Source organism: Roseateles saccharophilus (genome assembly GCF_031458095.1).
In the GTDB taxonomy this organism is placed as follows: domain Bacteria; phylum Pseudomonadota; class Gammaproteobacteria; order Burkholderiales; family Burkholderiaceae_C; genus Pelomonas; species Pelomonas saccharophila_A.
The window spans coordinates 99,626-119,571 of record NZ_JAVDXU010000007.1 but is presented as its reverse complement, the minus strand read 5'-3'; the positions used below and the strand labels follow the sequence as shown (position 1 = coordinate 119,571).

The 19,946-nt window shown below is 64.0% G+C and carries 36 protein-coding genes; 33 read left to right on the top strand and 3 right to left on the bottom strand.

The features are described 5' to 3' along the window. The 33 genes from J2X20_RS28675 to J2X20_RS28515 all read left to right on the top strand — a co-directional run. On the top strand, positions 1 to 95 hold a 95-nt coding region (locus J2X20_RS28675; RefSeq protein WP_088486379.1), incomplete at its 5' end, for an EF-Tu C-terminal domain-related protein. Positions 96 to 161: 66 nt separating this feature from the next. Continuing rightward, positions 162 to 473, top strand: coding sequence for a 30S ribosomal protein S10 (gene rpsJ / locus J2X20_RS28670; RefSeq protein ID WP_056194266.1), 312 nt, complete (start codon positions 162 to 164; stop codon positions 471 to 473). 290 nt (positions 474 to 763) lie between these two features. Continuing rightward, on the top strand, positions 764 to 1,435 hold the full coding sequence (rplC, locus tag J2X20_RS28665) for a 50S ribosomal protein L3 (protein WP_310273060.1): 672 nt from the start codon (positions 764 to 766) through the stop codon (positions 1,433 to 1,435). After that, positions 1,435 to 2,055 (top strand): 50S ribosomal protein L4, encoded by a 621-nt coding sequence (gene rplD / locus J2X20_RS28660; protein WP_119046635.1) that lies wholly within the window; start codon positions 1,435 to 1,437, stop codon positions 2,053 to 2,055. Before rplC ends, rplD begins: the two co-directional genes overlap by 1 nt. Next, positions 2,052 to 2,366, top strand: coding sequence for a 50S ribosomal protein L23 (gene rplW / locus J2X20_RS28655; RefSeq protein ID WP_056194256.1), 315 nt, complete (start codon positions 2,052 to 2,054; stop codon positions 2,364 to 2,366). Before rplD ends, rplW begins: the two co-directional genes overlap by 4 nt. Continuing rightward, positions 2,367 to 3,191, top strand: coding sequence for a 50S ribosomal protein L2 (gene rplB, locus J2X20_RS28650; protein ID WP_310273055.1), 825 nt, complete (start codon positions 2,367 to 2,369; stop codon positions 3,189 to 3,191). 10 nt (positions 3,192 to 3,201) lie between these two features. Further along, positions 3,202 to 3,480 (top strand): 30S ribosomal protein S19, encoded by a 279-nt coding sequence (gene rpsS / locus J2X20_RS28645; RefSeq protein WP_056194250.1) that lies wholly within the window; start codon positions 3,202 to 3,204, stop codon positions 3,478 to 3,480. An 11-nt stretch (positions 3,481 to 3,491) separates the two neighbouring features. Beyond that, positions 3,492 to 3,821 (top strand): 50S ribosomal protein L22, encoded by a 330-nt coding sequence (rplV, locus tag J2X20_RS28640; protein WP_056194291.1) that lies wholly within the window; start codon positions 3,492 to 3,494, stop codon positions 3,819 to 3,821. Positions 3,822 to 3,835: 14 nt separating this feature from the next. Continuing rightward, entirely contained in the window at positions 3,836 to 4,696 is an 861-nt protein-coding gene (gene rpsC, locus J2X20_RS28635) for a 30S ribosomal protein S3 (RefSeq protein ID WP_310273051.1), read from the top strand. A gap of 2 nt (positions 4,697 to 4,698) precedes the next feature. Then, entirely contained in the window at positions 4,699 to 5,115 is a 417-nt protein-coding gene (gene rplP / locus J2X20_RS28630) for a 50S ribosomal protein L16 (protein WP_088484481.1), read from the top strand. Positions 5,116 to 5,126: 11 nt separating this feature from the next. After that, positions 5,127 to 5,327 (top strand): 50S ribosomal protein L29, encoded by a 201-nt coding sequence (gene rpmC, locus J2X20_RS28625; RefSeq protein WP_310273048.1) that lies wholly within the window; start codon positions 5,127 to 5,129, stop codon positions 5,325 to 5,327. Continuing rightward, on the top strand, positions 5,324 to 5,599 hold the full coding sequence (gene rpsQ, locus J2X20_RS28620; protein ID WP_310273046.1) for a 30S ribosomal protein S17: 276 nt from the start codon (positions 5,324 to 5,326) through the stop codon (positions 5,597 to 5,599). The genes rpmC and rpsQ overlap by 4 nt, the downstream gene beginning before the upstream one ends. A 95-nt stretch (positions 5,600 to 5,694) precedes the next feature. Then, on the top strand, positions 5,695 to 6,204 hold the full coding sequence (locus tag J2X20_RS28615; protein ID WP_310273044.1) for a peroxiredoxin: 510 nt from the start codon (positions 5,695 to 5,697) through the stop codon (positions 6,202 to 6,204). A gap of 261 nt (positions 6,205 to 6,465) precedes the next feature. Next, a complete protein-coding gene (rplN, locus tag J2X20_RS28610; protein WP_056194233.1) occupies positions 6,466 to 6,834 on the top strand; it encodes a 50S ribosomal protein L14 in 369 nt (122 codons plus the stop codon). 23 nt (positions 6,835 to 6,857) lie between these two features. Next, complete coding sequence (rplX, locus tag J2X20_RS28605; protein WP_310273042.1) at positions 6,858 to 7,172, top strand: 50S ribosomal protein L24; 315 nt, start codon at positions 6,858 to 6,860, stop codon at positions 7,170 to 7,172. A 9-nt stretch (positions 7,173 to 7,181) separates the two neighbouring features. After that, positions 7,182 to 7,721 (top strand): 50S ribosomal protein L5, encoded by a 540-nt coding sequence (gene rplE / locus J2X20_RS28600; RefSeq protein ID WP_132576749.1) that lies wholly within the window; start codon positions 7,182 to 7,184, stop codon positions 7,719 to 7,721. A gap of 8 nt (positions 7,722 to 7,729) precedes the next feature. After that, positions 7,730 to 8,035, top strand: a complete 306-nt coding sequence (rpsN, locus tag J2X20_RS28595; protein WP_233374013.1) for a 30S ribosomal protein S14 — start codon at positions 7,730 to 7,732, stop codon at positions 8,033 to 8,035. Between the two features lie 23 nt (positions 8,036 to 8,058). After that, positions 8,059 to 8,454 (top strand): 30S ribosomal protein S8, encoded by a 396-nt coding sequence (gene rpsH, locus J2X20_RS28590; RefSeq protein ID WP_088484489.1) that lies wholly within the window; start codon positions 8,059 to 8,061, stop codon positions 8,452 to 8,454. 17 nt (positions 8,455 to 8,471) lie between these two features. Then, positions 8,472 to 9,005: a 50S ribosomal protein L6 gene (rplF, locus tag J2X20_RS28585; RefSeq protein WP_310273037.1), complete on the top strand. Its 534-nt coding sequence runs from the start codon at positions 8,472 to 8,474 to the stop codon at positions 9,003 to 9,005. An 11-nt stretch (positions 9,006 to 9,016) separates the two neighbouring features. Then, entirely contained in the window at positions 9,017 to 9,376 is a 360-nt protein-coding gene (rplR, locus tag J2X20_RS28580; protein WP_310273035.1) for a 50S ribosomal protein L18, read from the top strand. Positions 9,377 to 9,394: 18 nt separating this feature from the next. Then, the gene (gene rpsE, locus J2X20_RS28575; RefSeq protein WP_056194212.1) at positions 9,395 to 9,916 is read left to right on the top strand and encodes a 30S ribosomal protein S5; all 522 of its coding nucleotides are present in this window, start codon (positions 9,395 to 9,397) and stop codon (positions 9,914 to 9,916) included. Positions 9,917 to 9,930: 14 nt separating this feature from the next. Further along, a complete protein-coding gene (gene rpmD / locus J2X20_RS28570) occupies positions 9,931 to 10,113 on the top strand; it encodes a 50S ribosomal protein L30 (RefSeq protein WP_056877725.1) in 183 nt (60 codons plus the stop codon). After that, the gene (gene rplO, locus J2X20_RS28565) at positions 10,113 to 10,544 is read left to right on the top strand and encodes a 50S ribosomal protein L15 (RefSeq protein ID WP_310273030.1); all 432 of its coding nucleotides are present in this window, start codon (positions 10,113 to 10,115) and stop codon (positions 10,542 to 10,544) included. The genes rpmD and rplO overlap by 1 nt, the downstream gene beginning before the upstream one ends. A gap of 28 nt (positions 10,545 to 10,572) precedes the next feature. Beyond that, on the top strand, positions 10,573 to 11,880 hold the full coding sequence (secY, locus tag J2X20_RS28560; RefSeq protein WP_310273027.1) for a preprotein translocase subunit SecY: 1,308 nt from the start codon (positions 10,573 to 10,575) through the stop codon (positions 11,878 to 11,880). A gap of 61 nt (positions 11,881 to 11,941) precedes the next feature. Further along, positions 11,942 to 12,160, top strand: coding sequence for a translation initiation factor IF-1 (gene infA / locus J2X20_RS28555; protein ID WP_009855680.1), 219 nt, complete (start codon positions 11,942 to 11,944; stop codon positions 12,158 to 12,160). Positions 12,161 to 12,219: 59 nt separating this feature from the next. Further along, the gene (gene rpmJ, locus J2X20_RS28550) at positions 12,220 to 12,333 is read left to right on the top strand and encodes a 50S ribosomal protein L36 (protein WP_056194202.1); all 114 of its coding nucleotides are present in this window, start codon (positions 12,220 to 12,222) and stop codon (positions 12,331 to 12,333) included. Between the two features lie 30 nt (positions 12,334 to 12,363). Next, on the top strand, positions 12,364 to 12,729 hold the full coding sequence (rpsM, locus tag J2X20_RS28545; protein WP_310273014.1) for a 30S ribosomal protein S13: 366 nt from the start codon (positions 12,364 to 12,366) through the stop codon (positions 12,727 to 12,729). Between the two features lie 26 nt (positions 12,730 to 12,755). Beyond that, the gene (rpsK, locus tag J2X20_RS28540) at positions 12,756 to 13,160 is read left to right on the top strand and encodes a 30S ribosomal protein S11 (RefSeq protein ID WP_056194196.1); all 405 of its coding nucleotides are present in this window, start codon (positions 12,756 to 12,758) and stop codon (positions 13,158 to 13,160) included. 231 nt (positions 13,161 to 13,391) lie between these two features. Beyond that, the gene (rpsD, locus tag J2X20_RS28535; RefSeq protein WP_310273003.1) at positions 13,392 to 14,015 is read left to right on the top strand and encodes a 30S ribosomal protein S4; all 624 of its coding nucleotides are present in this window, start codon (positions 13,392 to 13,394) and stop codon (positions 14,013 to 14,015) included. A 138-nt stretch (positions 14,016 to 14,153) separates the two neighbouring features. Then, positions 14,154 to 15,143: a DNA-directed RNA polymerase subunit alpha gene (locus J2X20_RS28530; protein WP_056194188.1), complete on the top strand. Its 990-nt coding sequence runs from the start codon at positions 14,154 to 14,156 to the stop codon at positions 15,141 to 15,143. A 111-nt stretch (positions 15,144 to 15,254) separates the two neighbouring features. Continuing rightward, positions 15,255 to 15,644, top strand: coding sequence for a 50S ribosomal protein L17 (gene rplQ, locus J2X20_RS28525; RefSeq protein WP_310273000.1), 390 nt, complete (start codon positions 15,255 to 15,257; stop codon positions 15,642 to 15,644). A 155-nt stretch (positions 15,645 to 15,799) separates the two neighbouring features. After that, positions 15,800 to 16,144 (top strand): PRC-barrel domain-containing protein, encoded by a 345-nt coding sequence (locus J2X20_RS28520; RefSeq protein WP_310272998.1) that lies wholly within the window; start codon positions 15,800 to 15,802, stop codon positions 16,142 to 16,144. A 12-nt stretch (positions 16,145 to 16,156) separates the two neighbouring features. Further along, on the top strand, positions 16,157 to 16,345 hold the full coding sequence (locus J2X20_RS28515; protein WP_310272996.1) for a hypothetical protein: 189 nt from the start codon (positions 16,157 to 16,159) through the stop codon (positions 16,343 to 16,345). A 3-nt stretch (positions 16,346 to 16,348) separates the two neighbouring features. Here the strand turns inward: J2X20_RS28515 and pdeM are convergent, their stop codons facing one another. From pdeM to J2X20_RS28500, 3 genes are read right to left on the bottom strand one after another with little or no spacing between them, the layout of a single operon-like run. Beyond that, positions 16,349 to 17,011: a ligase-associated DNA damage response endonuclease PdeM gene (gene pdeM, locus J2X20_RS28510; RefSeq protein ID WP_310272994.1), complete on the bottom strand. Its 663-nt coding sequence runs from the start codon at positions 17,009 to 17,011 to the stop codon at positions 16,349 to 16,351. Beyond that, on the bottom strand, positions 17,008 to 19,521 hold the full coding sequence (locus J2X20_RS28505; protein ID WP_310272993.1) for a ligase-associated DNA damage response DEXH box helicase: 2,514 nt from the start codon (positions 19,519 to 19,521) through the stop codon (positions 17,008 to 17,010). The genes pdeM and J2X20_RS28505 overlap by 4 nt, the downstream gene beginning before the upstream one ends. Then, positions 19,521 to 19,907 carry a hypothetical protein gene (locus J2X20_RS28500; RefSeq protein WP_310272991.1) on the bottom strand — a complete coding sequence of 129 codons (387 nt, stop codon included), beginning with the start codon at positions 19,905 to 19,907 and terminating at the stop codon, positions 19,521 to 19,523. Before J2X20_RS28500 ends, J2X20_RS28505 begins: the two co-directional genes overlap by 1 nt. Positions 19,908 to 19,946: the final 39 nt, after the last annotated feature.

Below are 19,946 nucleotides of genomic sequence, written 5' to 3'. Positions count from 1 at the left end.
TCGCTCCGATCGCCATGGAAACGGGTCTGCGCTTCGCCATCCGTGAAGGTGGCCGTACCGTCGGTTCGGGCGTCGTCGCCACGATCCTCGAGTAATCACTGCGTGACGTGTGCCGGGCGGCTCCCGCCCGGTGCTCACCACCTGCTCTTTAAGGAACCGTCATGCAAAAGCAAAAGATCCGCATCCGCCTGAAGGCGTTTGATTACAAGCTGATCGACCAATCGGCCCTCGAAATCGTCGAGACCGCCAAGCGCACCGGCGCCATCGTCAAGGGCCCCGTGCCCCTACCGACGCGCATGGAGCGTTTCGACATCCTGCGTTCGCCCCACGTCAACAAGACGAGCCGCGACCAGTTCGAGATCCGCACCCATCAGCGCCTGATGGATATCGTCGACCCGACCGACAAGACGGTCGACGCGCTGATGAAGCTCGACCTGCCCGCCGGCGTCGACGTCGAAATCAAGCTGCAGTAATTCCCAGGCATTCCCAAGTCTCTGGCTTGCGATCCCAAGGCCCCGGCCCTGTCTCGACAGGCCGGGGCCTTGTCTTTTGTGCGTTGAGGCGGGCTAACGCTTGCATCAGGGCTATCCCGCAGGCTATACTCGCCAGCTTTTCCGGGTTGGCTCCTGCCTGCTCGGTTATTCGCGCGGTGTTTCGCAAGAAGTTCTCTTCTTGAAAGGCGCCGCACAGGTCAGCCCGGCCAATCGATGTCGGGTGTTCGCAATAGCTTCCAAAGCGAGAGCCGAGGGGGCTGGAGAAAAACATGAGTCTGAGCAACCGTCTCGGTTTGCTGGGCCGCAAGGTGGGCATGATGCGCATCTTCACGGACGATGGCGATGCCATTCCCGTGACGGTGCTGGACGTGTCCAACAACCGCGTGACCCAGGTCAAGACCCAAGAGACCGACGGCTACAGCGCCATCCAGGTGGCGTTCGGTACGCGCAAAGCTTCGCGCGTCACCAAGCCCGAAGCCGGCCACCTCGCCAAGGCGGGTGTCGAAGCCGGTGAAATCCTCAAGGAATTCCGCGTCGAAGCCGACGTCGCTGCCCAGTACAAGGCTGGCGCGACCGTTCCGGTGACGTTGTTCGCCGCCGGCCAGCTGGTCGACGTGCAGGGCACGTCCATCGGCAAGGGCTTCGCAGGCACCATCAAGCGCCACAACTTCAGCTCGCAGCGCGCGTCGCACGGCAACAGCCGTTCGCACAACGTGCCGGGCTCGATCTCGATGGCGCAGGACCCGGGCCGTGTGTTCCCGGGCAAGAAGATGACCGGCCACATGGGCGACGAAACCGTCACCACCCAGAACCTGGACATCGTGCGCGTTGACGAAGCTCGTCAACTGCTGCTGGTCCGCGGTGCGGTCCCGGGTTCCAAGAACGGCCACATCGTCGTTCGCCCGGCCGTCAAGGTCAAAGTCAAGAAGGGAGCCAACTGATGCAGCTCGAGCTCCTGAACGAGCAGGGTCAGGCCACCGCCAAGGTGGACGCGCCTGACACCATCTTCGCTCGCGACTACAACGAAGCCCTGGTGCACCAGGTGGTCGTGGCCTTCCAGGCCAACGCCCGCCAAGGCACCCGCGCCCAGAAGGACCGTGAACAGGTCCATCACTCGACCAAGAAGCCTTTCCGCCAGAAGGGCACCGGCCGCGCTCGCGCCGGTATGACCTCGTCGCCGCTGTGGCGCGGGGGCGGTCGCATCTTCCCGAACATGCCTGACGAGAACTTCTCGCACAAGCTGAACAAGAAGATGTACCGCGCCGGCATGGCTGCGATCCTGTCGCAGCTGGCCCGCGAAGGCCGCCTGGCCGTGGTGGACTCGATCTCGGTCGAAGCCCCCAAGACCAAGCTGCTGGCCGCCAAGTTCAAGGCCATGGGCCTGGACTCGGTGCTGGTCATCTCCGACGTCGTGGATGACAACCTGCTGCTGGCTTCGCGCAACCTGGCCAATGTGCTGGTCGTCGAGCCGCGCTACGCCGACCCGCTGTCCCTCGTCTTCTACAAGAAGGTGCTGGTGACCAAGGCTGCGGTCGAGCAACTCAAGGAGATGCTGGCATGAGCGCCCCCAAGTATTCCGAAGGCCGTCTGGCCTCCGTGCTGCTCGCGCCCATCGTGTCCGAGAAGGCCACGCAAGTTGCCGAGAAGCACAACCAGGTCCTGTTCAAGGTCCTGCGCGACGCTACCAAGCCGGAGATCAAGGCCGCTGTTGAACTGATGTTCAAGGTCGAGGTCGAGTCGGTCAACGTCGTCCAGGTCAAGGGCAAGACGAAGCGCTTTGGTGGCCGTGCCGGCCGCCGTGACCATGTCAAGAAGGCCTATGTGGCCCTCAAGGCCGGTCAAGAGCTCAATTTCTCCGGGGAGGCCGCGTAAATGGCCATCGTCAAAATCAAGCCTACTTCGCCCGGTCGCCGTGGCGTCGTCAAGGTGGTGCACAAGCACCTGCACAAGGGCGCGCCCCATGCAGCCCTGCTCGAGCCCCAAATCCAGAACTCGGGCCGTAACAACAACGGTCACATCACGATTCGCCACAAGGGCGGTGGTCACAAGCACCACTACCGCGTAGTCGACTTCAAGCGCAACAAGGACGGCATTCCGGCCAAGGTCGAGACCATCGAGTACGACCCGAACCGCACCGCCCACATCGCGCTGGTGGTGTACGCCGACGGCGAGCGCCGCTACGTGATCGCCCCGCGCGGTCTGGAAGTGGGTTCCACCATCCTGAGCGGCTCGGAAGCGCCGATCAAGGCTGGCAACACGCTGCCGATCCGCAACATCCCGGTGGGTTCGACCATCCACTGCATCGAGCTGCAGCCTGGCAAGGGTGCCCAGATGATCCGTTCGGCCGGCACCTCTGCCGTCCTGATGGCTCGCGAAGGCGTCTACGCCCAGATCCGTCTGCGCTCCGGCGAAGTCCGCCGCGTGCACATCGACTGCCGCGCCACCATCGGTGAAGTGAGCAACGAAGAGCACAGCCTGCGTCAATACGGCAAGGCTGGCGCGATCCGCTGGAAGGGCATCCGCCCGACCGTTCGTGGCGTCGCCATGAACCCGGTGGATCACCCGCACGGTGGTGGCGAAGGCCGCACTGGCGAGGGCCAGGTCCCTGTGTCGCCGTGGAACACCCTGACGAAGGGCTACCGCACTCGCAACAACAAGCGCACGCAGACGTTCATCGTCTCGCGTCGCAAGAAGTAAGGGCTAGGCCATGACTCGTTCGCTGAAGAAGGGCCCCTTCGTTGACCACCATCTGATGGCCAAGGTCGACAAGGCTGTTGCCATCAAAGACAAGAAGCCCATCAAGACCTGGTCGCGCCGCTCGACGATTCTGCCCGAGTTCATCGGTCTGACGATCGCCGTGCACAACGGCAAGCAGCACGTGCCGGTCTATGTGTCTGACCAGATGGTCGGTCACAAGCTGGGTGAATTCGCACTGACCCGCACCTTCAAGGGCCACCCGGCCGACAAGAAGGCCGGGAAGAAGTAAGGATGCCAACGATGGAAACCAAAGCAATCGTTCGCGGCGTTCGCCTCTCGTGTGACAAGGGCCGCCTCGTGGCTGACCTGATCCGCGGCAAGAAGGTGGACCACGCCCTCAACATCCTGGAATTCACCCAGAAGAAGGCGGCCGTCATCATCAAGAAGGCGCTGGAAAGCGCCATCGCCAACGCCGAGCACAACGACGGCGCTGACATTGATGAACTCAAGGTCACCTCGATCTACGTCGAGCAAGGTGCCACGCTGAAGCGCTTCTCGGCTCGCGCCAAGGGCCGCGGCAATCGCATCAGCAAGCCCACCTGCCACATCTTCGTGGCTGTCGGCAACTAAGGCGCAAGAAGACTATGGGACAAAAAATCCATCCGGTTGGCTTCCGCCTTCCTGTCACCCGTAACTGGGCTTCGCGCTGGTACGCGAACAACCAGAACTTCGCCACGATGCTGGCTGAAGATCTGCAGGTTCGCGACTACCTGAAGGCCAAGCTCAAGAATGCCGCCGTTTCGCGCATCCTGATCGAGCGCCCCGCCAAGAACGCCCGCATCACGATCTTCTCGGCTCGTCCGGGCGTCGTGATCGGCAAGAAGGGTGAGGACATCGAAGCGCTGAAGGCTGAGCTGACCAAGCGTCTGGGCGTGCCCGTCGCCGTCAACATCGAAGAAGTGCGCAAGCCTGAAGTCGATGCCCAGCTGATCGCCGACTCGATCACCCAGCAGCTCGAAAAGCGCATCATGTTCCGCCGCGCCATGAAGCGCGCGATGCAGAACGCCATGCGTCTGGGTGCCCAGGGCATCAAGATCATGAGCGCTGGTCGTCTGAACGGCATCGAAATCGCTCGTACGGAGTGGTATCGCGAAGGTCGTGTGCCCCTGCACACCCTGAAGGCCGACATCGACTACGGCTTCTCCGAAGCCAAGACCACCTATGGCGTCATCGGCGTCAAGGTCTGGGTCTACCGCGGTGACCGTCTTGCCAATGGCGAGGCTCCGGTCATCAACACCCCCGCAGGCGCCGAAGACGATCGTCGCCCGCGCCGTAACGCCCGTCCGGGCGCTCCCGGTGGCCGTGGCCGCCCGGGTGGCGACCGTGGCCCGCGTGACGGAGCAGATCAGCCCGCTGCCGCCGCCCCCACGGGTGACGCAGCCAAGCCCGCCGGCAAGCGCGTGGTCCGCAAGGTCCCTGCCGCCGGTGAGGCCAAAGGAGAATAAGCATGCTGCAACCCGCTCGTCGTAAATACCGCAAGGAGCAGAAGGGCCGCAACACTGGTGTTGCGACCCGAGGCGCTGCGGTGTCTTTCGGTGATTTCGGCCTCAAGGCCACCGAGCGCGGCCGTCTGACGGCCCGCCAGATCGAAGCGGCTCGCCGCGCGATCTCGCGCCACATCAAGCGTGGCGGCCGGATCTTCATCCGCGTGTTCCCGGACAAGCCCATCTCGCAAAAGCCCGCCGAAGTCCGGATGGGTAACGGCAAGGGCAACCCCGAGTACTACGTCGCCGAGATCCAGCCGGGCAAGGTCATCTACGAGGTCAACGGCGTTCCCGAGCAACTCGCTCGTGAAGCCTTCACGCTGGCCGCTGCCAAGCTGCCGCTGAAGTGCACCTTCGTGGCCCGCCAGGTCGGTACCTGAGGAAGGACACCATGAAAGCATCTGAACTCCGCGCCAAGGATGTCGCTGCCCTCGAGAAGGAAGTGACCGACCTGCTGAAGGCCCACTTCGGCCTGCGCATGCAAAAGGCCACCCAGCAGCTGACCAACCACAGCCAGCTGGGCAAGACCCGCCGCGACATCGCGCGTGCCAAGACCGTCCTGGCACAAAAGAAGAAGGAGGCCACGAAATGACTGAGGCCCAAGTCCAAGCCAAGAACACGCGCACCCTGGTGGGCCGCGTGGTCAGCGACAAGCGCGCCAAGACGGTCACCGTCCTGGTCGAGCGTCGCGCCAAGCACGAGCTCTACGGCAAGATCGTGGCCCGTTCCCGCAAGTACCACGCCCATGACGAAAAGGGCGAGTACAAGATGGGCGACGTGGTCGAGATCGCCGAAGGTCGTCCGATCTCCAAGACCAAGAGCTGGGTCGTGACCCGTCTGGTCCAGAAGGCCGAGATCGTCTAAGAAGACACCGGTCGCATGACCGCTGCACAACCGGCACGCTGGGCAACTGGCGCGCCGGTTTTTTGTTTGAAGAACACTCAATCAGGAGCGACACCATGATCAAGGTTGGCGACAAGCTGCCCGCGGGCAGCCTGCAGGAATTCATCGAAGTGGAAGGCGAGGGCTGCACCCTGGGCCCCAACAGCTTCGACATCGAGAAGGCCACGGCCGGCAAGACCATCGCCATCTTTGCGCTGCCCGGTGCGTTCACGCCGACCTGCTCGGCCAAGCATGTGCCTGGCTATGTGGAGTCTGCTGAAGCGCTCAAGGCCGCCGGTGTCGACGAGATCTGGTGCGTGTCCGTCAACGACGCCTTTGTCATGGGCGCCTGGGGCCGTGACCAGAAGACGGCCGGCAAGGTGCGCATGATGGCCGACGGCAGCGCCGCCTTCGCCAACGCCACTGGCCTGACGCTGGACCTGACCGCCAAGGGTATGGGTGTGCGTTCGCAGCGCTACTCCATGCTGGTCAAGGACGGCGTCGTCAAGACGCTGAACGTCGAGGGCCCCGGCAAGTTCGAGGTCAGCGACGCGGCCACGATGCTGGCGCAAGCCAAGGCTGCCTGAACCAACAGGCGCCGCTGCGGGTCTGCAACTGCCGGCCCTGCAAAAACTTCTGCGACAGGCATTGACGCCCCAAGGGTTCTCACTGCATAATGCGCAGCTTCGCCGAACGCCAGTGCACTTGCTACGCAAGCGCCCATGCTGGCTTCGGATCCGCCCTCAACCGTTGGGCAGCAAAGGCGCAATGCCTGAGCTGTTTGACTTACGGGCCCAAGACTGACCGACGCGCAGCTCGCTGCAACTCGGGGCAAGTTGGGGACAGACATGATCCAAATGCAATCGCGGCTTGATGTCGCGGACAACACTGGCGCCAAGTCCGTTCAGTGCATCAAGGTGCTGGGCGGCTCCAAGCGTCGCTACGCCCACATCGGCGACATCATCAAGGTCAGCATCAAAGAAGCTGCCCCGCGTGGTCGCGTGAAGAAGGGCGAGGTCTACAGCGCCGTGGTCGTGCGTACGGCCAAGGGCGTGCGCCGCCAGGACGGCTCGCTCGTCAAGTTCGACGGCAATGCCGCCGTGCTGCTCAATGCCAAGCTGGAGCCCATCGGCACCCGCATCTTCGGCCCGGTCACGCGTGAACTGCGTACCGAGCGCTTCATGAAGATCGTGTCGCTGGCGCCCGAGGTGCTTTGAGCCCCCACTGTCTGAGGTAAGCCATGAACAAGATTCGTACCGGCGACCAGGTCATTGTGCTGACCGGCCGCGACAAGGGTAAGCGCGGCACCGTGTCCGCCCGCACTGACGAAGACCATGTGGTCGTTGACGGCATCAATGTCGTCAAGAAGCACGTCAAGCCCAACCCCATGAAGGGCACCACCGGCGGCGTCGTCGACAAGACCATGCCCATCCATCAATCCAACGTGGCGATCTTCAACGCCGCTTCCGGCAAGGCCGATCGCGTGGGCGTCAAGCTCGTCGACGGCAAGCGGGTGCGCGTGTTCAAGTCGACCGGCGAAGAGATCAAGGCTTAAGAGGTCGTCATGGCTCGTCTGCAAACGCATTACCGCGAAAAAATCGTGCCCGGCCTGGTCGAGAAGTTCGGCTACAAGTCGGTCATGGAGGTGCCCCGCATCACCAAGATCACGCTCAACATGGGCGTGAGCGAGGCCGTCGCCGACAAGAAGGTCATGGACCACGCCGTGGGCGACCTGACCAAGATCGCTGGCCAGAAGCCCGTGGTTACCAAGTCCAAGAAGGCCATCGCAGGCTTCAAGATCCGTGACGGCGTGCCCATCGGCGCGATGGTCACCCTGCGTGGCGTCCAGATGTATGAATTCCTGGACCGCTTCGTGACGATCGCGCTGCCGCGCGTTCGTGACTTCCGTGGTATCTCCGGTCGCTCCTTCGACGGCCGTGGCAACTACAACATCGGCGTCAAAGAGCAAATCATCTTCCCCGAGATCGAGTACGACAAGGTGGATGCTCTGCGTGGTCTGAACATCAGCATCACGACGACTGCCAAGACGGACGACGAAGCCAAGGCTCTGCTGGCTGCGTTCAAGTTTCCGTTCAAGAACTGAGGTGAATCGTGGCAAAACTCTCGATCAAACAACGTGAGCTGAAGCGCGAGGCGCTGGTCGCCAAGTTCGCCAAGAAGTACGCGGAACTGAAGGCCATCATCGACGACAGCAAGAAGTCCGAGGAAGAGCGCTACGCCGCCCGCCTCGAGCTGCAAAAGCTGCCCCGCAATGCCTACCCCACTCGCCTGCGCAACCGCTGCGAGCTGACCGGTCGTCCGCGCGGCACCTTCCGCAAGTTCGGCCTGGCCCGTAACAAGATTCGTGAACTGGCCTTCAAGGGCGACATCCCCGGTGTCGTCAAGGCCAGCTGGTAATCGGCCGATAGGAGTATTCGCAAATGAGCATGAGTGATCCCATCGCCGATATGCTGACCCGCATCCGCAACGCGCAGATCGTCGAAAAGACGAGCGTTGCAATGCCGTCGTCCAAGCTGAAGGTGGCGATTGCCAAGGTCCTGAAGGACGAAGGCTATATCGACGACTTCGCCGTGCGTGGCGAAGCCGCCCGTCCGGAGCTGGAAATCTCGCTGAAGTACTACGCTGGCCGTCCGGTCATCGAGCGCATCGAGCGTGTCAGCCGCCCCGGCCTGCGCATCTACAAGGGCCGCCACGACATTCCTCAGGTCATGAATGGCCTGGGCGTGGCGATTGTGACGACCCCGCAAGGCGTCATGACGGACCGCAAGGCCCGCGCTGCCGGTATCGGTGGCGAGGTCCTCTGCTACGTCGCCTAAGCGAAGGAGTAGGAACAATGTCCCGCGTTGGAAAAATGCCGGTCAACGTCCCGCAAGGCGTGGATGTGACCGTCGCTGCTGAGTCGATCAGCGTCAAGGGCTCGCTCGGCACGCTGGTGCGTCCGGCGAACAAGCTCGTCACCGTCAAGAACGAAGCCGGCAAGCTGAGCTTCGTGCCTACCAACGACTCGGCCGAAGCCGATGCGATGAGCGGCACGATGCGCGCCCTGGTGGCCAATATGGTCAACGGCGTCAGCAAGGGCTTCGAGAAGAAGCTGAACCTGGTCGGCGTGGGTTTTCGCGCCCAGGCACAGGGCCAGAAGCTCAACCTGCAGATCGGTTTCTCTCACCCCGTGGTGAAGGACATGCCGGCCGGCATCAAGGTCGAGTGCCCCACCCAGACGGAAATCGTCATCAAGGGTGCTGACCGCCAGGTCGTCGGCCAGATCGCCGCTGAGGTGCGTGCCTTCCGTCCTCCCGAGCCCTACAAGGGCAAGGGCATCCGTTATTCGGATGAGAAGGTCACCATCAAAGAGACCAAGAAGAAGTAAGGAGCAGCGCCATGATGACCAAGAAAGAACAACGCCTGCGTCGTTCGCGCCAGACCCGCGCTCGCATTGCGATCCAGCGCGTGGCCCGTCTGACGGTGTTCCGCTCCAATCTGCACATCTACGCCCAAGTCGTCTCGGAAGATGGCGGCAAGGTGTTGGCTGCAGCCTCCACGGCCGAGAAGTCGGTCCGCGAACAGCTCAACAGCAACGGCGGCAACGTCGCTGCCGCCACGCTGGTCGGCAAGCTGATCGCCGAGAAGGCCAAGGCTGCTGGCGTCGAGAAGGTCGCTTTCGACCGCTCGGGTTTCGCCTATCACGGTCGTGTCAAGGCCCTGGCCGAAGCAGCCCGCGAAGCCGGCCTGCAGTTCTGACGCATCAAGGAATAAGAAATGGCAAAGTTTCAACCCCGCGGCGCTCAGGCTGAAGGCAACGACGACGGCCTGAAGGAAAAGATGATCGCGGTCAACCGCGTGACCAAGGTTGTGAAGGGTGGCCGTACGCTGTCCTTCGCCGCTCTGACTGTTGTTGGTGATGGCGATGGCCGCATCGGCATGGGCAAGGGCAAGGCCAAGGAAGTGCCGGTCGCCGTGCAGAAGGCCATGGAATCGGCCCGCCGCAACATGGTCAAGGTCAGCCTGAAGAACGGCACCATCCACCACAACGTGGTCGGCGAGCACGGTGCAGCTCACGTCATCATGGCTCCGGCTCCTGCCGGTACCGGCGTCATCGCCGGCGGCCCGATGCGTGCTGTCTTCGAAGTGATGGGCGTGACCGACATCGTGACCAAGAGCCACGGTTCGACGAACCCCTACAACATGGTCCGCGCCACGCTGGACGCTCTGAAGCGTTCGACCACGCCGGCCTCTGTCGCTGCCAAGCGCGGCAAGACGGTTGAAGAAATCTTCAACTGATCGCGGAGCACAACATGTCTGACAAGAAAACCGTGACGGTCAAGCTGGTGCGTAGCCCCATCGGCTGCCGCGCCTCGCACCGTGCCACCGTGGTCGGCCTGGGTCTGCGCAAGCTGAACAGCCAGAGCACGCTGGAAGACACGCCCGCCGTGCGCGGCATGATCAACAAGATCGCCTACCTGGTTCAGGTGCTGTGATGGAACTCAACACGATCAAGCCCGCAGAGGGCGCCAAGCATGCCAAGCGCCGTGTCGGCCGTGGCATCGGCTCCGGCCTGGGCAAGACCGCAGGTCGCGGCCACAAGGGCCAGAAGTCCCGCGCCGGTGGCTACCACAAGGTCGGCTTCGAAGGCGGCCAGATGCCCCTGCAGCGTCGCCTGCCCAAGCGTGGCTTCAAGTCGCTGACGCTGAAGTACAACGCCGAGATCACGCTGTCGGACCTGCAAGGTCTGGCTGGCGAAGAGATCGACGTGTCGACGCTGAAGGCTGTCGGCCTGGTGCCCCAGCTGGCCAAGTCGGTCAAGCTGATCCTGTCCGGCTCCATCGAGCGCAAGGTCACGCTGAAGGGCGTGAACGCCACGAAGGGCGCCAAGGCGGCCATCGAGGCGGCTGGCGGCTCGGTCGCTTAAATCTCAGCGCACAAGGAACTGACTCAGCGTGGCTACCAACGCGAATCAGCTGGCCAAGAGCGGCAAGTTCGGTGACCTGCGTCGCCGGCTTGTGTTCCTGCTGCTGGCTCTGGTCGTCTACCGCATCGGGGCGCATATCCCCGTGCCCGGTATCGACCCGAACCAGCTGGCCCAATTCTTCAAGGGTCAGGCCGGTGGCATCCTGAGCCTGTTCAACATGTTCTCGGGCGGCGCGCTGTCGCGCTTCACCGTGTTCGCGTTGGGCATCACGCCTTATATCTCGGCGTCCATCGTTCTGCAGCTGATGACTTACGTCGTGCCGACGCTGGAGCAGCTGAAGAAGGAAGGCGAAGCGGGGCGCCGCAAGATCACCCAGTACACGCGTTATGCGACGCTGGGCCTGGCTCTGTTCCAGAGCCTGTCGATCGCGCTGGCGCTGGAAGGCTCCGCCGGCCTGGTGCTGAACCCCGGCTTCGGCTTCCGCCTGACGGCGGTGTCCAGCCTGGTGGCCGGCACGATGTTCCTGATGTGGCTGGGTGAGCAGATCACCGAGCGTGGTCTGGGCAACGGCATCTCGATCCTGATCTTCGGCGGTATCGCCGCGGGTCTGCCGGGTGCGATCGGTGGCCTGTTCGAACTGGTGCGTACCGGTGCTATGGGTTACGGCTCGGCGCTGGTGGTGATCACGCTGGTGGTGCTGGTGACCTATGCCGTGGTCTTCGTCGAACGCGGCCAACGCAAGATCCTCGTGAACTATGCGAAGCGCCAGGTCGGCAACAAGGTCTACGGCGGCCAGTCGTCGCACCTGCCGCTGAAGCTGAACATGTCGGGTGTGATCCCGCCGATCTTTGCCTCGTCCATCATCCTGCTGCCGACCACGGTGGTGAGCTGGTTCGCGACGGGCGACGGCCTGCGCTGGCTGAAGGATCTGGCCGGTGCGGTGAGCCCGGGTCAGCCGATCTATGTGCTGCTGTACTCGGCCGCCATCGTGTTCTTCTGCTTCTTCTACACGGCGCTGGTGTTCAACAGCCGTGAGACCGCAGACAACCTGAAGAAGAGTGGCGCCTTCATCCCGGGCATCCGTCCGGGTGAGCAGACTGCCAAGCACATCGACAAGATCCTGTCGCGGCTGACGCTGGCCGGTGCGGTGTACATCACGCTGGTCTGCTTGCTGCCCGAGTTCCTGACGCTGAAGTACAACGTTCCGTTCTACTTCGGTGGCACGTCCCTGTTGATCATCGTCGTCGTGACGATGGACTTCTGGGCCCAGGTGCAGAGCTACATCATGAGTCAGCAGTACGAATCACTGCTGAAGAAGGCCAGCTTCAAGTCCTGAGGACTGAGAGCTGATCGTTAACCAAGATTGAATTCAACAACCCACACTTCAAACGTACGGCATGGCGAAAGACGACGTCATTCAGATGCAGGGCGAGATTCTGGAGAACCTCCCCAACGCTACGTTTCGTGTGAAGTTGGAGAACGGGCATGTCGTGCTCGGTCACATCTCCGGCAAGATGCGGATGCACTACATCCGCATCCTGCCTGGCGACAAGGTGACCGTTGAACTGACACCCTACGATTTGAGTCGTGCTCGCATCGTGTTCCGGGCGAAGTGAGCTGTTTGAACCCCCGGACGCGTCAAGAGCGCAAAAAGAGTTAGGCCAAGGAGCAGACCATGAAAGTTTCGGCATCCGTGAAGCAGATGTGCCGCAATTGCAAGATCATCCGCCGCAAGGGCGTGGTGCGTGTGATCTGCACCGACCCGCGCCACAAGCAGCGCCAGGGCTAATTGGCCGCACGACAGGACTAGAGGACCACCATGGCACGTATTGCTGGTATCAACATTCCGCCGCAAAAGCACACTGAGATCGGCCTGACCTCGATCTACGGCATTGGCCGTACGACCGCTCAGAAGATCTGCACGAACTGCGGCATTCCGTTCGAAAAGAAGGTCAAGGACCTGACTGACGGCGATCTCGAAAAGATCCGCGACGAAGTCAACAAACTGACCATCGAGGGTGACCTGCGCCGTGAGCAGTCCATCAACATCAAGCGTCTGATGGACCTCGGTTGCTACCGCGGTTTCCGTCACCGCCGTGGCCTGCCGATGCGCGGTCAACGCACCCGTACGAATGCCCGCACCCGCAAGGGTCCGCGCAAGTCGGCTGCGACCGGCAAGAAGTAAGCTGCCCGAACTGAAAGAAGGTCAATATGGCAAAGGCTCCCAACAATTCGGCGGCTCAGCGTGTTCGCAAGAAGGTCCGCAAGAACGTTGCTGACGGCATCGCGCACGTCCACGCCTCGTTCAACAACACCATCATCACCATCACCGACCGTCAAGGCGGCGCCCTGTCCTGGGCTTCGTCGGGTGGCCAAGGCTTCAAGGGCTCGCGCAAGTCGACCCCCTTCGCAGCCCAGGTGGCGGCTGAAGTGGCTGGCCGTGCGGCTCAAGAGCAAGGCATCAAGAACCTCGACGTCAAGATCAAGGGCCCGGGCCCGGGTCGCGAGTCGTCGGTGCGTGCTCTGGCAGCTCTGGGCATCCGCATCAACTCGATCTCTGACGTGACGCCTGTGCCGCACAACGGCTGCCGTCCGCAGAAGCGTCGCCGTATCTAAGCCCATTCACCCCTCGGTGACAGGGATATTGCAGATTCGGATGACAGTGCGATAATCGCGCGTTTTCCCGGAGCCGGCGGGCACTTTGTGCCGCGCCGGCTTCAGTCTTGAGTCGGCTTCATTCGAAGTCGCACTCATAAGCCCACCGTCCAAGCCCATAAAAACACCGGCTGGACTCGCGTCAGCAACCCTCAGCGGGGCCTGGCGTCAGATTGAACAAGGACACTCAAAGTGGCACGCTACCTCGGCCCCAAGGCCAAACTTTCCCGCCGCGAAGGCACCGACCTCTACCTGAAGAGCGCCCGCCGCGCCATCAGCGACAAGGCCAAGTTCGACAGCAAGCCCGGCCAGCACGGCCGCACCTCGGGTCAGCGCACGTCTGACTTCGGCCTGCAACTGCGTGAAAAGCAGAAGGTCAAGCGCATGTACGGCGTGCTGGAGCGTCAGTTCCGCCGCTACTTCGCCGAAGCCGAGCGCCGCAAGGGCTCGACCGGCGTGAACCTGCTGCAACTGCTGGAATCGCGCCTGGACAACGTCGTTTATCGCATGGGCTTCGGCTCCACCCGCGCAGAAGCCCGTCAGCTGGTTTCGCACAAGGGCGTGACGGTGAACGGCGAGGTCGTCAACATCGCCTCCTACCTGGTCAAGGCCGGTGACACCGTCGCCGTGCGCGACAAGGCCAAGAAGCAGCTGCGCGTCACCGAAGCCTTCAAGCTGGCCGACTCCATCGGCCTGCCGGCTTGGGTCAGCGTCGACGGCACGAAGCTCGAAGGCGTGTTCAAGAAGGCCCCGGACCGCGATGAGTTCGGCGCCGAGATCAACGAATCGCTGATCGTCGAGTTGTACTCGCGTTAATGTTTCCCCCCGCCGACCACGCCTGCTTTGGGCGCGGTCGGCGTTTCCTCGTCCGGGCATTTGCCCCTCGTAGGCTCTGCCCGGCTGGTCCTCAGCCTTATCGGTGTAACGAACCGAGGGTATTGAAAGAAAGACCTCATGCAAACCAACTTGCTCAAACCCAAGTCCATCAACGTGGAGCCCCTGGGCGGTCATCGCGCCAAGGTCACGCTGGAGCCGTTCGAACGCGGCTACGGCCACACCCTGGGCAATGCCCTGCGCCGTGTGCTGCTCTCGTCGATGGTGGGTTATGCGCCGACGGAAGTGACGATCGCCGGCGTGCTGCACGAGTACTCGGCCATCGACGGCGTGCAAGAGGACGTGGTTCACATCATGCTGAACCTCAAGGGCGTCGTCTTCCGCCTGCACAACCGTGAAGAAGTGACCCTGGTCCTGCGCAAGGAAGGCGAAGGCCCCGTCACCGCCGCCGACATCCAGACTCCGCACGACGTCGAGATCATCAATCCCGAGCACGTCATTGCCCATCTGTCGCAAGGCGGCAAGCTGGACATGCAGATCAAGGTCGAGAAGGGCCGCGGCTATGTGCCCGGCACGATGCGCCGCTTCGGCGACGAGCCGACCAAGAGCATCGGTCGCATCGTCCTGGACGCCTCGTTCTCGCCCGTCAAGCGCGTCAGCTACGCCGTCGAAAACGCCCGCGTCGAGCAGCGTACCGACCTGGACAAGCTGGTCATGGAGATCGAAACCAACGGCGCCATCTCGCCCGAGGAAGCGATCCGTGCTTCGGCCAAGATCCTGGTTGAACAGCTCGCCGTGTTTGCCCAACTGCAAGGCACCGACCTGGTCGACGCCTTCGACCAGCCGGCCCAGCGCTCCAGCAGCTTCGACCCGATCCTGCTGCGCCCGGTCGACGAGCTCGAACTGACCGTGCGTTCGGCCAACTGCCTGAAGGCCGAAAACATCTACTACATCGGCGACCTGATCCAGCGTACCGAGACCGAGCTGCTGAAGACCCCCAACCTGGGTCGCAAGTCGCTCAACGAAATCAAGGAAGTCCTCGCTTCGCGTGGCCTGACTCTGGGCGCCCGCCTGGAAAACTGGCCGCCGCAAGGTCTGGACAAGCGCTGATCCAGCGCTGAGAAATTGAAGAAATGGGCGGGGTGCTGACCAACCCCGCTCGGTGCACCCGGCAGTACCTGATACGGCTGCTGGCATTAACGAAGTGAAAGGAATAGCACCATGCGTCACCGTAACGGCCTCCGCAAACTCAACCGCACCAGCGCCCACCGCGCTGCCATGCTGCGCAATATGTGCGTGTCTCTGCTCGAGCACGAAGCCATCAAGACCACGGTCCCCAAGGCCAAGGAACTGCGCCGCGTCGTTGAGCCCCTGATCACGCTCGCCAAGGAACCCACGCTGGCCAACCGCCGCCTGGCTTTCGACCGCCTGCGCGACCGCGACATCGTCAGCAAGCTCTTCAACGTGCTGGGCCCGCGCTTCGCGGCTCGTCCGGGCGGCTACACCCGCATCCTGAAGATGGGCTTCCGCGTCGGCGACAACGCCCCCATGGCCTTCGTCGAACTGGTGGACCGCCCCGAAGGCGAGACCGCCGGCGAAGCCGCTGAATAAGCGCTTCCCGACTGCCTGATCAAGCCCGCCTCGTGCGGGCTTTTTCTTTGCCTATCGTCAGCCTCCTCCTACGTGAGGGACAAGCCTGGCCTGACGACGCGGCGAACCCGGCGCGTGCACAGTGGAAATCCAGCTTCCACTTCCCAGGAGCCGCCATGAGCCTGCATCCCACCATCGCGTCGTCCAAGGTCGAAGGCACGGCCGTCTACGACCTCGCCGGCGACAAGCTCGGCACCATCGACGACCTCGTCATCGACAAGCGCACCGGCCATGTGCGCTATGCCGCCCTGGAGTTCGGCGGCTTCCTCGGCATCGGCACCGACCGCTACCCGTTGCCCTGGGACCTGCTGAAGTACGACACCAGCAAGGACGGCTATGTCGTCAACCTGGACCGCGACCTGCTGACCGAGGCGCCGCGCTATGCCCGGGGCCAGCCGCCGGTCTACACGGAAGACTATGGCCGCGAGGTCTACGGCCACTACGGCCTCAACTGGCAGTGAAAGGGGACCGTCATGAGCAAGCCCCATCTCGGCCGCAGCCACAACGCCCAGTCCGGCCCGGTGCAGCACACTGCCAGCGAGTTTGCCACCAGCAAGGCCACGCAGGGGCAGACGCTGACTAAGCAAGCCAAGCCACCGGCCCGTGAGCCGGACGGCACGGCACGCGAGGCGCCCAAGGGACCGCCTCAGCACAAGGTCTGATGCTCAGCGGCGCAGCAGAGGCAGCCAGTGCAAGGCCGCGTCGCCCAGCACCGCCACCTGAGCGCCATGGCGCACGAGATCGGCGCGCCGCAGCGTCAGCGCCCCGGTGAGCCCACCAAAGGCTGGCAGCACCAGTGCATGTGGGTAGTGCACAAAGCAGGGCCGCCGCAGCCGGTCCCCGGCGCGGCTGCCGATGACAACGGCGGGATGCCAATGGCCCGCGAGCGTGAAACCCGGGGTGCCGGGTGGCGGCGGTTCATGTGCGGCGGTCAGCGGACCTAAATGGAGTGCTGTGCTGACTGCCTCCAGCGGCAAACCCGCGGGATGAATGCGCCTGTCGTGATTGCCCAGCACCAGCGAGGTGGGCAGCCGTTTGGCAAAGCGTTGTACGGCCTCCAGCAGCGCCGGCGTCAGTCCCTGCGCGCTGTGCCAGAAGTCGCCCAGCACAACGAGCCGGATCGCGCCATGCGACGACGCCAGCGCCTCCAGCCGCCGCAGCGTCCTGGCGCTCGTGCCGGCTGGCACCGCTTGCCCCTGCGCGCGAAAGGCGGCCCCCTTGCCCAGATGCAGGTCGGCAGCGAAGAGGATGCGCGCCGTGGGCCACCAGGCGGCTCCGTCCGGCAGCAGCCATAGGGTTTCGCCCGCCGCGTCGATGTTCAGACTCACCGGCGCCTCCTGCTTCGCGCGTTACCGCGCTTGGCTGACTTGTCGCTCTCCCGGCCAAAGGCCAGCTTCTCGCCCACATCCTGCGGCGCTGCGCCGCCGCCAGCGGCCGCCTCCAGCTCTGCCAGCATGCGCGCGAGGCGCTGCGCCAGCGATTCTGTCGTCACCCGTTCGCGCAGCATTTCTACCAGCAGCGGGAAGGCCAGCGGCGAGGTCCGCGGCGGGCGCTGCAGGTCCAGCGGGGTCGAGGCCAGCCGGTCCAGCGTGCGTGCCAGCGAGTCCTCGTCCAGCTCCGCCGACAGCAGCTCCTCTTCGGCTTGGCGCAGCAGGCGGTTGCCGGGGTCGTGCTGGCGAAAGACATCGAAATACAGCGAGCTTGAGGCCTGCAACTGGCGCTGGCTGCGCGCCTCGCCGGGGTGGCTCTGGAAGATCAGCCCCGAGATGCGCGCGATCTGCCGGAAGCGCCGCCGCGCCAGCTCGCTGGCGTTGATGCTGGCCAGCACCTCCTGGCGCAGCGTTTGGCGATCCACCGCCGCGAGCAGCCCCGGCAGGCGCGAGGCCCAGTCCACGTCGGTCGCGCTGAGCAGCTCCATGCCGTACTCATTGATGGCAACGGTGAAGGTGGCCGGCGTATCGCGCCCCACGCGCCAGGCGAGCAGCCAGGCCAGGCCCAGGTGCACGGTGCGGCCGGCAAAGGGATAGAGGAAGAGGTGGTGGCCGTCCGACGAGGTCTGCACCTCGGCCAGCAGCCGCTGCGGTCCCGGCAGGGCCGACCACTCGGCCTGCAGCTTCAGCAGTGGCGCCACAAAGCGCATCTCCCTGTCGGCATAGCGCCCCTGCGCCGCTTCGTCGAAGCGCTCCAGCATCGCGTCGGCCAGTGTGTCGGAGATGGGGAACTGGCCGCCATTCCAGCGCGGCAGCAGCGCGCGGCCGGGTTTGCCGACGCGCACATAGGCGGTCAGCCCCTCGACGCGCACCAGCTCCAGCGCCCGGCCTCCGAGCAGGAAGGCGTCGCCCGGCTTGAGTCGCGCGATGAAGTTTTCCTCGACGCTGGCGATGCGGCCGCCGCCGAGGAACTGCACGTTCATCATCGCGTCCGACGCGATGGTGCCGATATTGCTGCGGTGGCGCCGCGCCAGGCGGGTATCGGGCACGCGCCAGACGCCTTCTTCGTCGGGCACGACGCGCCTGAAGTCGGGGTAGGCGCGCAGGCTTTCACCGCCATGGCGCACGAAGGCCAGCGCCCATTGCCACGCCTCGTCGCTGAGATTGCGGTACGACGGCGCCGTGCGGATCTCGGGCAGCAACTCTTCCGGTCTGAAGCCGCCGCCCAGCGCGACCGTCACGAGGTGCTGCACCAGCACGTCCAGCGGCGCCGCCGGCGCATGCCGCGGCTCGATGCGGCCCGCCTCCACGGCCGCGCGCAGGGCCGAGGCCTCGACGATTTCCAGGCTGTGCGTCGGCACCATGGTGACCTTGGAGCGCCGCCCCGGCGCATGGCCGCTGCGGCCGGCACGCTGCAGCAGGCGGGCCACGCCCTTGGCCGAGCCGATCTGCAGCACCTGATCCACCGGCAGGAAGTCCACGCCCAGGTCGAGGCTGGCGGTGCAGACCACGGCCTTGAGCTGGCCCGCCTTCATGGCCGCCTCCACCCAGCGGCGCAGCTCGGCATCGATGGAGCCGTGGTGCAGGGCGATCGCGCCAGCCCAGTCCGGCCGCGCATCCAGCAGCGCCTGGAACCAGCGTTCGCTTTGCGAGCGCGTGTTCGTGAACACCAGGCTGCTGTTGGCCGACTCGATCAGCTCGACGACGGCCGGCAGCATGGTCAGGCCCATATGGCCACCCCAGGCGAAGCGCTCGATGCGCTGGGGCAGCAGGGTGTCGATGGCTATCTTCTTGTCCTGGGCGCCGCGCACCAGCACGGCTCCCGGCGCCAGCGCATCGCGGGCTTCGTCCAGATTGGCCAGAGTGGCGGACAAGCCCCAGGTCATCAGCGTCGGATTCCAATGCCTGAGCCTTGCCAAAGCAAGCTGCAACTGCACGCCGCGCTTGCTGCCCAGCAGCTCATGCCATTCGTCGACGACGACGAGGCGCACGCGCTTGAGCACGTCGGGCGCGTCGGCGCGGGACAGCATCAGGCTCAGCGACTCGGGCGTGGTGACGAGGGCGGTCGGCCAGCGGCGTTGCTGGGAAGCGCGTTCGCTGGTCGAGGTATCGCCGGTGCGGGCGGCGAGGGTCCAGTGCGGAGCGAGTGTGGAGGCGGCGTCTTGCAGGGCGAGCAGGGTGTCGTGGCTCAGGGCGCGCATCGGGGTCACCCAGATGACGGTCAGTGGCGCTTCGGTGTCGGCTAAGGCCTGCAGTGCGCCGAGCCAGACGGCCAAGGTCTTGCCGGAGCCGGTGGTGGCGTGGAGGAGGCCGGAGTGGCCGGCTTTCATTTCCTTCCAGACGGTTTTCTGGAAGGGGAAGGCTTTCCATCCTTTGGTTGTGAGCCACGCTGTGGTCGGGGTAGGCATCAGATGCTTCTGCCTGAATCGCGTTTGCTCGCTGCATTGCCGGGAGTCCGTCCCGGCGGCCGGGTAACTTTCTTCTGCGGGGCCAGAAGAAAGTCACCAAAGAAGAGGCCCTGAACCGCACTCGATTGCGACGACGCCACCAGCGGCGCGCGAAAACAACCAGCGGCATCGCGGGAAGAAGCGAACCGCTGCGCTCTCGCGTCTGACTTGTCACGAGCACCACTCATCGAACCTGCTGCCCGTCTGACGCGCGGCTGCACGCCGTGCTCATCAAAGCAGCCCAATGCAGCGTCGCTCGGGCGACGCGGCTGCCCGGTATTTCCTGATGAGCCCGGCGTGCAGCCGGCGTTAAGCGGCGTGAAGGAGCGATGGATGGTGTTCGTCATAGGGACAGCAGCGAGAGCGCAGCGGGTCGCTTGGGGGCG

Bases quoted from the DNA above. Each gene is read 5' to 3' on its own strand.
- rpsJ (WP_056194266.1), top strand. From the start codon at position 162: ATGCAAAAGCAAAAGATCCGCATCCGCCTGAAGGCGTTTGATTACAAG.
- rplC (WP_310273060.1), top strand. From the start codon at position 764: ATGAGTCTGAGCAACCGTCTCGGTTTGCTGGGCCGCAAGGTGGGCATG.
- rplD (WP_119046635.1), top strand. From the start codon at position 1,435: ATGCAGCTCGAGCTCCTGAACGAGCAGGGTCAGGCCACCGCCAAGGTG.
- rplW (WP_056194256.1), top strand. From the start codon at position 2,052: ATGAGCGCCCCCAAGTATTCCGAAGGCCGTCTGGCCTCCGTGCTGCTC.
- rplB (WP_310273055.1), top strand. From the start codon at position 2,367: ATGGCCATCGTCAAAATCAAGCCTACTTCGCCCGGTCGCCGTGGCGTC.
- rpsS (WP_056194250.1), top strand. From the start codon at position 3,202: ATGACTCGTTCGCTGAAGAAGGGCCCCTTCGTTGACCACCATCTGATG.
- rplV (WP_056194291.1), top strand. From the start codon at position 3,492: ATGGAAACCAAAGCAATCGTTCGCGGCGTTCGCCTCTCGTGTGACAAG.
- rpsC (WP_310273051.1), top strand. From the start codon at position 3,836: ATGGGACAAAAAATCCATCCGGTTGGCTTCCGCCTTCCTGTCACCCGT.
- rplP (WP_088484481.1), top strand. From the start codon at position 4,699: ATGCTGCAACCCGCTCGTCGTAAATACCGCAAGGAGCAGAAGGGCCGC.
- rpmC (WP_310273048.1), top strand. From the start codon at position 5,127: ATGAAAGCATCTGAACTCCGCGCCAAGGATGTCGCTGCCCTCGAGAAG.
- rpsQ (WP_310273046.1), top strand. From the start codon at position 5,324: ATGACTGAGGCCCAAGTCCAAGCCAAGAACACGCGCACCCTGGTGGGC.
- J2X20_RS28615 (WP_310273044.1), top strand. From the start codon at position 5,695: ATGATCAAGGTTGGCGACAAGCTGCCCGCGGGCAGCCTGCAGGAATTC.
- rplN (WP_056194233.1), top strand. From the start codon at position 6,466: ATGATCCAAATGCAATCGCGGCTTGATGTCGCGGACAACACTGGCGCC.
- rplX (WP_310273042.1), top strand. From the start codon at position 6,858: ATGAACAAGATTCGTACCGGCGACCAGGTCATTGTGCTGACCGGCCGC.
- rplE (WP_132576749.1), top strand. From the start codon at position 7,182: ATGGCTCGTCTGCAAACGCATTACCGCGAAAAAATCGTGCCCGGCCTG.
- rpsH (WP_088484489.1), top strand. From the start codon at position 8,059: ATGAGCATGAGTGATCCCATCGCCGATATGCTGACCCGCATCCGCAAC.
- rplF (WP_310273037.1), top strand. From the start codon at position 8,472: ATGTCCCGCGTTGGAAAAATGCCGGTCAACGTCCCGCAAGGCGTGGAT.
- rplR (WP_310273035.1), top strand. From the start codon at position 9,017: ATGATGACCAAGAAAGAACAACGCCTGCGTCGTTCGCGCCAGACCCGC.
- rpsE (WP_056194212.1), top strand. From the start codon at position 9,395: ATGGCAAAGTTTCAACCCCGCGGCGCTCAGGCTGAAGGCAACGACGAC.
- rpmD (WP_056877725.1), top strand. From the start codon at position 9,931: ATGTCTGACAAGAAAACCGTGACGGTCAAGCTGGTGCGTAGCCCCATC.
- rplO (WP_310273030.1), top strand. From the start codon at position 10,113: ATGGAACTCAACACGATCAAGCCCGCAGAGGGCGCCAAGCATGCCAAG.
- infA (WP_009855680.1), top strand. From the start codon at position 11,942: ATGGCGAAAGACGACGTCATTCAGATGCAGGGCGAGATTCTGGAGAAC.
- rpmJ (WP_056194202.1), top strand. From the start codon at position 12,220: ATGAAAGTTTCGGCATCCGTGAAGCAGATGTGCCGCAATTGCAAGATC.
- rpsM (WP_310273014.1), top strand. From the start codon at position 12,364: ATGGCACGTATTGCTGGTATCAACATTCCGCCGCAAAAGCACACTGAG.
- rpsK (WP_056194196.1), top strand. From the start codon at position 12,756: ATGGCAAAGGCTCCCAACAATTCGGCGGCTCAGCGTGTTCGCAAGAAG.
- J2X20_RS28530 (WP_056194188.1), top strand. From the start codon at position 14,154: ATGCAAACCAACTTGCTCAAACCCAAGTCCATCAACGTGGAGCCCCTG.
- rplQ (WP_310273000.1), top strand. From the start codon at position 15,255: ATGCGTCACCGTAACGGCCTCCGCAAACTCAACCGCACCAGCGCCCAC.
- J2X20_RS28520 (WP_310272998.1), top strand. From the start codon at position 15,800: ATGAGCCTGCATCCCACCATCGCGTCGTCCAAGGTCGAAGGCACGGCC.
- J2X20_RS28515 (WP_310272996.1), top strand. From the start codon at position 16,157: ATGAGCAAGCCCCATCTCGGCCGCAGCCACAACGCCCAGTCCGGCCCG.
- J2X20_RS28505 (WP_310272993.1), bottom strand. From the start codon at position 19,521: ATGCCTACCCCGACCACAGCGTGGCTCACAACCAAAGGATGGAAAGCC.
- J2X20_RS28500 (WP_310272991.1), bottom strand. From the start codon at position 19,907: ATGACGAACACCATCCATCGCTCCTTCACGCCGCTTAACGCCGGCTGC.